Annotated in this window: 11 protein-coding genes and 1 pseudogene; 1 reads left to right on the top strand and 11 read right to left on the bottom strand. The window is 71.9% G+C overall.

The genetic code is table 11. The annotated features are described in order from the left end of the window. Nucleotides 1-158 precede the first annotated feature (158 nt). Nucleotides 159-1,013 carry a Rieske (2Fe-2S) protein gene (locus DLJ58_RS24980; protein ID WP_124859837.1) on the top strand — a complete coding sequence of 285 codons (855 nt, stop codon included), beginning with the start codon at nt 159-161 and terminating at the stop codon, nt 1,011-1,013. 862 nt (nt 1,014-1,875) lie between these two features. Here the strand turns inward: DLJ58_RS24980 and DLJ58_RS24975 are convergent. The 11 genes and pseudogenes from DLJ58_RS24975 to DLJ58_RS24925 all read right to left on the bottom strand — a co-directional run. Continuing rightward, nucleotides 1,876-2,835 (bottom strand): annotated as a pseudogene (locus DLJ58_RS24975) (LysM peptidoglycan-binding domain-containing protein); the annotation flags it as partial. Between the two features lie 14 nt (nt 2,836-2,849). Beyond that, nucleotides 2,850-3,299, bottom strand: coding sequence for a pilus assembly protein TadG-related protein (locus DLJ58_RS24970; RefSeq protein ID WP_124859835.1), 450 nt, complete (start codon nt 3,297-3,299; stop codon nt 2,850-2,852). Beyond that, complete coding sequence (locus DLJ58_RS24965) at nt 3,296-3,763, bottom strand: TadE/TadG family type IV pilus assembly protein (RefSeq protein ID WP_124859833.1); 468 nt, start codon at nt 3,761-3,763, stop codon at nt 3,296-3,298. Before DLJ58_RS24965 ends, DLJ58_RS24970 begins: the two co-directional genes overlap by 4 nt. After that, nucleotides 3,760-4,203, bottom strand: coding sequence for a TadE family protein (locus tag DLJ58_RS24960; protein ID WP_208741317.1), 444 nt, complete (start codon nt 4,201-4,203; stop codon nt 3,760-3,762). The genes DLJ58_RS24965 and DLJ58_RS24960 overlap by 4 nt, the downstream gene beginning before the upstream one ends. Nucleotides 4,204-4,208: 5 nt before the next feature. After that, nucleotides 4,209-4,412: a hypothetical protein gene (locus DLJ58_RS24955; RefSeq protein WP_124859831.1), complete on the bottom strand. Its 204-nt coding sequence runs from the start codon at nt 4,410-4,412 to the stop codon at nt 4,209-4,211. 24 nt (nt 4,413-4,436) lie between these two features. Then, entirely contained in the window at nt 4,437-5,309 is an 873-nt protein-coding gene (locus DLJ58_RS24950) for a type II secretion system F family protein (protein ID WP_124859829.1), read from the bottom strand. A 46-nt stretch (nt 5,310-5,355) separates the two neighbouring features. After that, a complete protein-coding gene (locus DLJ58_RS24945) occupies nt 5,356-6,258 on the bottom strand; it encodes a type II secretion system F family protein (RefSeq protein ID WP_124859827.1) in 903 nt (300 codons plus the stop codon). 4 nt (nt 6,259-6,262) lie between these two features. Then, nucleotides 6,263-7,804 carry a TadA family conjugal transfer-associated ATPase gene (locus DLJ58_RS24940; protein ID WP_124859825.1) on the bottom strand — a complete coding sequence of 514 codons (1,542 nt, stop codon included), beginning with the start codon at nt 7,802-7,804 and terminating at the stop codon, nt 6,263-6,265. After that, nucleotides 7,794-8,594, bottom strand: coding sequence for a CpaE/TadZ family protein (locus DLJ58_RS24935; RefSeq protein ID WP_124859823.1), 801 nt, complete (start codon nt 8,592-8,594; stop codon nt 7,794-7,796). Before DLJ58_RS24935 ends, DLJ58_RS24940 begins: the two co-directional genes overlap by 11 nt. 2 nt (nt 8,595-8,596) lie before the next feature. Then, nucleotides 8,597-9,259: an SAF domain-containing protein gene (locus DLJ58_RS24930; RefSeq protein ID WP_124859821.1), complete on the bottom strand. Its 663-nt coding sequence runs from the start codon at nt 9,257-9,259 to the stop codon at nt 8,597-8,599. After that, on the bottom strand, nt 9,256-9,975 hold a 720-nt coding region (locus DLJ58_RS24925; RefSeq protein ID WP_124859819.1), incomplete at its 5' end, for a hypothetical protein. The genes DLJ58_RS24930 and DLJ58_RS24925, both read right to left, overlap by 4 nt.

The raw sequence follows: 9,975 nt of genomic DNA, 5'->3' as shown, positions 1-9,975 counted from the left end.
GCGCCTCCCTCGCGCCGATCTTGCACTTCCGGTTGCCGATTCGCGGCTCATGCCCTGGATTGTCGGAGCAGAAACTGCAAGATCGATGGCGTGGTTGGTGCGGCAGGTTTGTCGCCTCCGACCGGTTTGCGACGGCGATCGCCGGGAAGTCGGTACTCGTGCGAGCAATTTTGACGAAAGTTGAGCAGGACTCCCGGCTGGACCGCGCGGGTGACCGGTTGCAGAAGGTCGTCCTTGGGACGCTGCGTCCACGCCGGTTGCGCGACCTGCTGCACGGGGTGACCCTCGGGCATCCGCTGCACCCGGCGATGGTGCAGGTGCCGGTCGGGGCGTGGATCAGCGCCGCGGTGCTGGACCTCATGCCCGGGCAGCGCCGGCCCGCCACCGTGCTGGTCGGTCTGGGCACCGTCAGCGCGCTGCCGGCGGCGGTCGCCGGTCTGAACGACTGGGCGGCACTCGCCCGGGACCAGCGCCGGGTCGGCCTGGTGCACGCCGCCGCCAACACCGTCGGCATGACGCTCTACGCCGGCTCGTTGGCCGCCCGGCTGTCCGGCCGCCACGGCATGGGTCGCGCCCTCGGCTTCCTCGGGCTCTCCACCGTGAGCCTTGGCGCGTACATCGGGGGTCACCTGGCGTACAAGCAGGGGGCGCAGGTCAACCAGAGCATCTCCGAGCTGCACCGGATGACCGATGGCTGGCACTCGCTGGCCGACATGGCCACGCTGCCGCAACGCACCCTGATCACCCGAGAGGTGGACGACGACATCTCGGTGATCCTCTACCGGCACGGTGACGAGGTGACCGTGATGTTGGAGCGCTGCCCGCATCAGAGCGGGCCGCTCGGCGAGGGTGAGGTGCAGGAGATCGACGGCCACGCCTGCGTGGTCTGCCCGTGGCACGGCAGCGCCTTCCGGCTCAACGGCGGTGAGGTCGTGCAGGGGCCGTCCGGCAACGACCAGCAGATTCTGCCCACCCGGATCCAGAACGGCGTACTCCAGACCCGCCTGCCCTGACCCGATCCGCGCTGACCCGATCCGCGCCCCAGGGCAGCAACTCCTTCGACGCTGATGTCTGTGAGTCATCATGATGACTCACAGACATATCGCTCTCCGAGACATCGCCCCGGCCGCCCCCGCCAGGGCGGCGTGACCAGACCGCCTCGGGCGCGATCGGCGCGACGTGGAGGAACCAGTCCAGCGTTTGGTGGCCAGTCGCCTCGCAGGCGCGGCGTGGCGTGCGGGCCGCTCAGGTGCGTCGGTGTCGGCCGACCGGCGGACCGTCCGGCACGGAGTCCAGGCCGTGCCCGCCGTCGAACAGCCCACCCTCGCCACCATCGCCGGCCCAGCCCTCGTCACCACCCCAGCCCGCAGGGCCGGCGGCCGTCATTCCGCCGCCGTGGGGTGCCGTGCCGCCGGAGAGTGCCATCCCGCTGCCCGGGAACGCCGTGCTGCCGGGGTAAGCCATTCCGCTGCCGGCGGGCATCGTCCCACTGCCGGTAGACGCGACCCCGCTATTGGCGGGCGTCACCCCACTGCCGGGTGTCAGCCCACTGCCGGGCGTCACCCCACTGCCGAGAGGTGCGAACCCACTGCCGGTAGGCGTTGTCCCGCCGCCGCGAGGTGCGAAGTCGCTCCCGCTCGGTGCCGCGCCGCCGTGTGGTGTCGCCGGGCCTTCGATGGCCGCGGCAGCCCAGGCGGCACCGCTCCCGGCCGCCCCACCACCGCCACGCCGGCCCGCGCCACTGCCACCCTGGCCCGAGCCACTGCTTCGGCCCGAGCCACCGTTTTGGCCCGAGCCACCGTTTTGGCCCGTGCCTGCACCGCTTCGGCCCGCACTGCGGCGTGATGTGCGGGAGGACGCGGCCAGTCGGGGAGCCGCCCCGGCGGTGGCTGGACGGCGGCGCAGCCCCAGGACTGCGCCGATCTGGGCACCGACGATGCTCGCCACCGCCAGTACGGCGGAGACCGCCAGCGGGCGGTTCACCCGATCGGCGGCACCAGCTCGGGCTGCACCGACCGTCATCGCTGGTGGTTGGCCCGCTGACTCCGTACCACTGGGTGGTGCTGGGGCCACCCGCGGCGGCGCGGTTCGCTCGGGCGCCGGCCGGGGCGCGGGCGGCTTCGGCGCCGCGGGCCGGTCGACGAGCCGACCCGTGGCGTGCTGCCGGGCCCCCTGGTCGGCGGCCTCCGTGGGCAGTCGGAGCAGTTGGCCGGGGCGGATCCGGTCCGGGTCGTCGAGCTTGTTCAGCTTGGCGAGCTGTCGGTAGTCCCCGAACTCGTCCAGGTACCGCTCGGCCACCTCCCCGAGGTAGTCGCCCCGCGCCACCCGGTACACCGGCGCGGCCGTGTCCGGTGTCGTCGCGGCGCGGGTCGGCGCGGCCAGGGTGGTGACGGCCGTTGCGCTCGGACTCGCGTACACCGGGGTTCCGTAGATCGCCGCGGCGCTGGCGGCGGCCGGGCTGGCGACCAGGATCAACGCGACCGAGCCGACCAGCGCGGCGGCTGCCTTCTGCTGGCGGCCCATCCCGGGCAGCTTCGGCGCCGGCCGGCGCAGGGTCTGTGCGCCCAACTCGACGAGGACGGAGAAGGCGAACGTGGCCCAGCCGAACCAACCGGCCACTGCCAGCGCCCGCAGGAAGAGCTGACCGTCGTCCCGGCTGGTCAGCGCGGTGCCCACCTCGCTGATCGTGGGGAGGTGATCGGGCAGGGGGTTACCGGCGAAGGCGAGCAGCGCGATCGGCGCGCCGACCAGCAGCACCAGGAGCACGGCCAGCGCGCCGATGCCGGTGAGGATCCGTCCGGTCCGCCGTACGACGGACCCACCCGATACGGGCATGGCTGCCTTCCTTCCTACAGTGTTGCGGTGATGGCACGCGCGGTCGCCTCGCCGGTGACGGTGACCGTCTTCTCCTGGACGAACGGTCCGATCATCGAGCGGTGGTAGGTGATGGAGACGGTCACCCTGATCAGGATTTCCCCGTCGACCTCGGGGAAGTTCACTGTGTGGCTGGCGGTGTTCACGGCGTCCAGGTAGTCGGCGACCGCATCGCGCGCCTCCGGCTCATTGATCCGCTTCGGCCCTCCCTCGATCGCGGTGGCCCGGTCGATGGCCTGGCCGCCGGCCCGGGCCGCCTCGGCGGCCAGGTTCTGGGCGTGTTGCAGGGTGCGGAGCTGCCCGGCGGCGTCGAAGGAGAGGCCGATGATGGCCAGTACGCCGATCATCGTCACAGCGAGGAAGATGCTCACCCGGCCGTGCTCACCTGCCCGCGAGGGCCGGACAGCCGACGTGGCGGCCGTCATTGCCGACTCCGGTAACGGTCAAGTGGGGAGGTGAACTCCGCGGTGATCAGCCGATCACTCTTCATTCCGGGCAGGATGCCGAGGGTGATGTCCTTGAAGGACACCAGGCAGCTGATCTTCACCGTCACCGTGGCGTTCGTACCGACCGAGCTACTGAAGGCCTTGTCGAAGCTGGACTCATTTTCGGGCGACTTCCCGCTGAATTCCGGGTTCAGGGCGTTGGCGCAGGCCAGGCCGTGCCAGTCCAGCTGGGCCTGAGCTGCCTCCAGCGCCTTCTTCCGAGCTGTGTCGGAGTCCCGGGAGATCGAGGCCGCCCGTGCGGCGTCGTGCGCGGCCGCCTGGAGCGCCTCCGCCGCCACGGCGCTGCGCCCGACCACGCCGGCCAGCACCATCAGCGCGATGAACGCGGGCGCGAGGACCGCCACCTCGATGGAGACCGAGCCCCGCTCGGCGGTACGGGTCATGGCGGTGTCACCCTCTCCACCGTCCCATGGGCGGTCTGCTGAATTGCGAAGTCCACGCCCGGCACCACGGACAGGGACCGGCCGCTGACCGTGCAGGTCACGTCGGTCGTGGTGGTCTCGCAGGTCGGCCCGGCCTTCTCCCAGCCCACCAGCCAGCCGCCGGCGCCCTTCAGGAAGCGGGAGGCGCTGTCCACCCCGGCACCGTTGCCCGCCTGGTACGTCCGCTGAGCGTTGACGCCACTCTGCGCGGCGTTCAACGCGGTGGAGCGGGCGAGGAAGACGGCCGCGACCTGGATCGAGGCGAAGAGCAGCACCAGGATCAGTGGCATCATCACGGCGAGTTCCACCGGGTTCGCGCCCCGCTCGCGGTCGCCGGCCGCGAGGCGGCGCCGGGCGGCGGTGACCGCTCGGCTCCACCTCGGGTACGCGGCTCGACGCACGCCAGCTACTTGGTTTCGGTGTAGTTCGGGATGTTGGTCATCCAGTTGTTGGCCTTGGTCAGGGCCAGGGCGGTGACGGCGATGGCGACCCCGACCAGACCGGCGATGATCACCGCGGTGGGCACCGGGCTGTCGCCGCGCTCACCATCGCGGCGCAGTTCGGCCAGGCGCGTCGTCACCACGACGTGCAGGTAGCTGAGGATGGACATGGCGTTCTCCTTCAGGGGGCGGCGTCAGACACGGGCGATGAACGGATAGAGGACGAACCCGAGCAGCACGAAGACGAGCAGCGCGCCCGGGATGTCGAGCTTGCTGGTGATCCCCTCGGCGCGGGCGAGGTTGTCGGTGCGGATCTGGTCGCGCAGCGAGTCGGCCCGGCTGCGCAGCGTTTCGTGCACCTGCGCGCCCTCGCTGCCGGAGGAGCGCATGATCGCGCCGACGTCGCCCAACTCCGGAATGCCGATCTTGTCGGCGAGGTCGCGCAGTTCGTCCCAGGGCGCGTGCATCTGCATCTGGGCGATCCGCAGCGACTCCTGAAGTCGGTCGAACACCCAACCGTCGCAGACCGCCGCCGCCCGCTCCAGCGACTGCACCGGCCCGTGCGCGGCGGAGAGCTGCAACGCCACCAGGTCGAGGTAGGTGCAGACGGCTTGGCGGAACTCGTCGCGGGCGGCGTTGGCCTTGGTCAGCACGGCGCGGTGCGCCAGCAGGCCGGCCAGCAGCGCCAGGCCGAGGCTGCCCAGCACCGGCACGACCAGGGGGAACGGTATGCCGAGCACCCACAGCGCCACCCCGAGCACTGTCGGCGTGGCCAACCCGATCAGCGCAGAGAGCAGCACCGACAACGCGTACTGCTCGGAGGTCTGACCGATGAGGGCGAGCTGCATCTGCGGCGGCCGCAACCAGCGGGACATCCCGGTCAGCCAGTCGAGCCGCCGGGACGCGGCCGTGGCCACCCGGCCGGTGCCCGGCGGCTGATGCAGTCGGCGCAGCGCAGGCCCGAGCGCCGGTGTCGCCGGCACCAGCTCCCGGACGACCAGGAAGACACCCAGACCGATCCCGGCGCCACCGCAGACCGCGAGGGCAAACTGCCAGTTCACGATCATGGGAGCCGCCTTTCGTTCGCGACTGCGGGGCTCCGCTGCGCTGCGCTCACGCGATCACCTCGCTCGGGTTGGGCGCCGGCAGGAACCGGGCCGGCCGTTGCGGCTGGCTCATCGACCGCACCCAGGCCAGCAGGCCGATGAAGGCGGCACCGAGGGCGGCCATCACCAGCTGACCCACCGGTGTGCCGTACGGCCTGATGTACTCGGTGTTGATCAGCCCGTACGCCAGGGTCGCCAGCGTCATCCCGGTGAGGAAGCGGACCGCGAACCGGGGCTGGGTGCGCTTGGCCTCGATCTCCCGACGGGTCGCCACCTCCGCGGACGCCGCGCCAGCGATCGAACCGAGCACGTCACCCAGCCGTTCACCCCGGTCGGACAGGTGCAGGATCAGCGCCGCGACCACCTGGTCGCAGACCGGGTCGGCGATCTCGTCGGCGAATGCCAGCAGCGCGGAGCGAGCCATCCAGCCGGCCTGGAGGCGGGCCGCGAGCAGCCGTACCTCGTCCTCGACGCCGGGTGGCACACTGCCGATCGTGCCGATGATCGCCTGCTGGAGGCCCTGCCCGGTGCCGGAGACGTCCTTGAGTCGACGGGTCCACTCGCCGACCGCCTCGATCCGGGCGATCGCCCGCTGTTCGGCCTTGCCCACCCCGAACAGCCACGGGGTGCCGGGCACCGCCACCGCCACCAGCAGGCCCACCACCGGCAACCCGGTCAACAGGAACGCCAATGCACCAGCGACCAGCGCGGCCACCAGCAGCGCCTGATACGCCCGGTGCTCGGCCGGAGTGCTGCCCGGCCCGCGCCACAGCCGGGCGAGTCCCGGACCGCTGCCCGGGCCCGGCCCGGCGGGTCGACGGGTGCCGACCAGGGCCACCACGGCCAGCAGCAGCCCGGCCACACAGGCGGCGCCGGAGACCACCGCGATCAACTCCAGGCTGTCGAGCATCAGATCACCGCCGGGCCAGTCGGGTCTGCCGAGGCCGCCGCCAGGCCCCGGCACCGGCCTCGACCCACCGGGTCAGCAGCCGCGCGTCGTAACCCACCCGCAGCAACTGGTCGCGGACCCGCTCCGGTAGGTGCCGGGGGACCGCACGACCGTCCGGGCCCGGCCCGAAGACCGTGGTGGTGGTGATCCGACCGGCTTCACCGGCCCCGATCACCTCCTCCACATGCGAGACGAACCGGTGCTTCCGCCCGCCGATCGCGGTCTCGTCCTCGATGGTGACGTAGACGATCAGGTCGAGCGCGTTGCCGGCCATCCGGCGGGCCTGGTCGACTGTCATCTCCCGGCCGTGCGCCAGGGCCAGCTCGACGATCCGTTCACCCACACCTGCGGCGGTACGGGCGTGGATGGTGCACATCGATCCCCGGCTGGTGGTCATCGCCTGGAGCATCGGCACGATCTCCCGGGACCGCACCTCGCCCACGATGATCCGCAGGACCCCCATCCGCAGCGACAGCGGGATCAGGTCGGCGATGGTCACCTCACCCGCTGGGCGGCCGTCGAAGCCGCGCTCACCGTGACCCTCCCGGGCCTCGAAGCTCATCACCGCCCGGTGCCGCTCCCGGCGGCGGGCCGGGAGCAACTCCCGGCTCTCCTCCAGCAACACGTACGGCTCGTCGGGCGGGATCTCGTTCATCAGCGCCCGGATGACAGTGGTCTTTCCGGCACCGGCCAACCCGGCGACCATGATGTTCAGACCGGCGCGCATCGCCGCGCGGAGGAAGTCGCGCAGCAGCGGATCGATCATCTCGTCCAGGTCACCTCGGGCGCCGGCAAGGTCGTCGAGGCTCACGTCCAGGGTGTTGTGCTTGCGAATCACCGCGTACGGGCGGTGGCTGACCAGGAACACCGCTGCCAGCCGGCTGCCGTCGGGCAGTTGCAGGTCGAGGGTGGGCTTCACGGTGGAGAGGGACCGCTCGGTCGCACCCGCCCGACGGGCCGCCGCCTGAAGGATCTCCACCAACTCGGCGTCGCTGTCGGCGATCGGCTCGGCCCAGTCCACCCCACCGCCGTGCCGGGTGATGCGCACCTGGTCGCAGCCGAGGATGTGCACCTCCTCGATGGTGTCGTCGACCAGCAGCGTCTGTAGCCGGCCGAGCCCGACCAGCTCGGCGGTCACCTGGTCGAGCAGCAGGCGTTCATCGCCGGCGGCCATCGGGGTGCCGGCCCGGCGCACCGAGTCCGCGTACGCGGAGACCACAGTGACGGCGAGTCGGGCCCGTTCGGTGTCCTCCTCGTCGACGGTGAACTCCCGGCCGCGCTGCCAGAGGGTGAGCCGTTCGGTGAGTTCCCGGCGCAGCTCCCGGACCACCTGGAAGTCCATCCGGGCCCGGGGCGGCGACTCCGGCGGCGGGGTGGCCGCGGGCGCCGGCTGCGGCTGCGGCCCGGACTGGCCGTGCCGGCCGTTCGGCACGGCCAGGGGCGGCGCGGTGGAGGTCACGGCCGGTGGCTGCTGGCGCGGATCGGTGGAGACCGGCTCAAACCGCATTCGGCACCCCCTGCTGCACGGGCCACGCCAACCGGGCCCGTCGCCGCTCCAGGAGCGCCCCGATCGGGACCTCCAGCGCGGCCGCCGCGCGCATCAGCGGCCGACCGGCCCGCACGGTCCCGCCCAGGGCGAGCACCCCGGCGGTACGCGGATCGTGCGGCAGCCGTGCGATGACCGGCAGTTTCAGGGCACGACTGATATCGGCCCGCCCATGCCCATCGCCGACCAGCAGCAACCGCAGGGTGCCCGGGGGCACCCGGTGCTCGGCGAAGTCCCGTTCGATCGCGGTGACCACCGCGCGGGTGCCGGAGAGGTCCGGCAGGTTCGCCCGGGTCACCAACAGCACCACCGAGGCGGCCCGCAGCACCGGCCACGGAGGCCCGGTCACGTGCAGCCGGCCACAGTCGACCAGGACGTCGTAGCCGGGGGTGCCGCGGTCGAGGGCGTCGAAGTAGTCGGCGAAGCGCTGCCAGAGCGGGGTGACGCTGCCGCTCTGGGCCGGGTCGACGAGGCCGGGCAGCAGCAGCCGTTCCCGGCGGGGGGCGTCCAGGTCGACCAACTGGGACCAGAACGCGCTCTCCAGGTTTCCGTCGCGCAACTCGCCGACGGCCAGCTCTCCGATGCCGCGCGGGCCGTCCAACTGGCCGCCGAGGTATCCGGCGAGGATCGAGCCGCCGGCCGGGTCACATTCGGCGACCACCAGCCGCCGGTGCCAGGCCAGCGCGCAGGCCAGCGCCGAGGTGGTGACGCCGGGCGAACCCTTCGCGGACACCAGCGCGATGATCGCCATCCTCAGGCCGCCTCGGTCAGTACGACGGCGAGCCGCTCCTGTGCGGCGAGCGCCACCACCGCCGGCACGTCACGGGTGAGCAGCGCCAGGTACAGGACCTTGTCGTCGTTGGCCGGGCTGACCATGTCGATGACGGTGGCCGCGAACCGCGTGCCGGCGGCGGCCGGGGCGTCTTCGTCGGCGTTGCTGTCCGGAGTGCTGACCAGCAGCACCTTGTCGCCGGGGTGCAGTTCGCGAGCCGGCACCTGGGCGGTCTTCAGGCCAAGTGCGATCTGCTGCTGTCCGGGGCCGAGCAGCGGGTCGTCGGTGACCTGTCCCAGGGTGAGCAGCGTGCCCGGAAGTAGCGCGACCGCGGCCCGTTTGCCGACCACCTCGTCGAGTCGTGCGGCGGGCACCGGGCGCAACCCCTGACCGCCGGCGACCTGCACTGTGACCAGGTCGGCTGCGCTGATCTCCCGACCCACCTCCACCGGTCGGGCCACCGCCAGATAGCTGCCGGTGGCCCGTACCGAGGTGACCGCGAAGGCCGCGCCCAGCCCGCCCAGCGCGATCAGGAGGACGGCGAGACCGAGCAGCCCGGGACGGACCCGGCGCTGTCGGACCACTGTGGGCGGGTTGATGGGAGCGTCCACCGACGGGGTCCCGTTGCGCGTTGCGAGGCTCATCTGGTGACCACCTGGAGTTCGTTGATCCTGATCTGCACGATGCCGCTTCTCCGGGTCTGCGGGATCACCCGCCTCGTGGCGTCGTTGTTGGTCCACCAGTTCACCGTCCAGTGCGTGGTGGCGGTGACGTCGTAGGTGTCTGCCTTCGGGTAGCCCTCGTCGTAGCCGCAGTCCGGGGAGGTGGCACCCGCCCGCGTGCCCGTGGCCTTGTACTCGGTGCCGGCGCCGTAGCAGGTGACCTTCTTGCCGTTGCCCATGTCCCAGACGATCCGGTCGACCTTCGCTTCGATGTAGACGGTCAACCCCCGGTCGGACTCGTCGGCGTACAGCGGGCCGAAGTAGTTCTTTCCTGCGGTTGCCCACATCCACACGGGCAGGCCGACCAGGCCGGGCCCGATGTTCTTGCGGGGTGCCACCTTCAGGCGGGCCGGCAGCAGACTGATCGACGCCAGGGCGCGACGGGCCAGCTCCTCCGGGTCTGGCGGCGCGCCGAAGCCGGCCGGCGGTTCGGCCAGCGTCACCATCACCTGCGTACCCAGGTCGCCGCCGTTGCAGGTCTGCAGATACCACTGCTCACCCTCGGGGGGCTCGACCGTCCCCTCGCTCAGCTTGTAGTAGCACCCGTCGCCATTGTTGAACCAGCCCAGGTCCTCGTCGTAGCAGGGGATGGTCCGCCCGTTCCACTGGCAGACGCCACCGCCACCGCCGCCGTCGTC

Source organism: Micromonospora arida (genome assembly GCF_003857035.1).
Classification (GTDB): Bacteria; Actinomycetota; Actinomycetes; order Mycobacteriales; family Micromonosporaceae; genus Micromonospora; species Micromonospora arida.
This window is presented reverse-complemented; position numbering and strand designations above follow the sequence as displayed.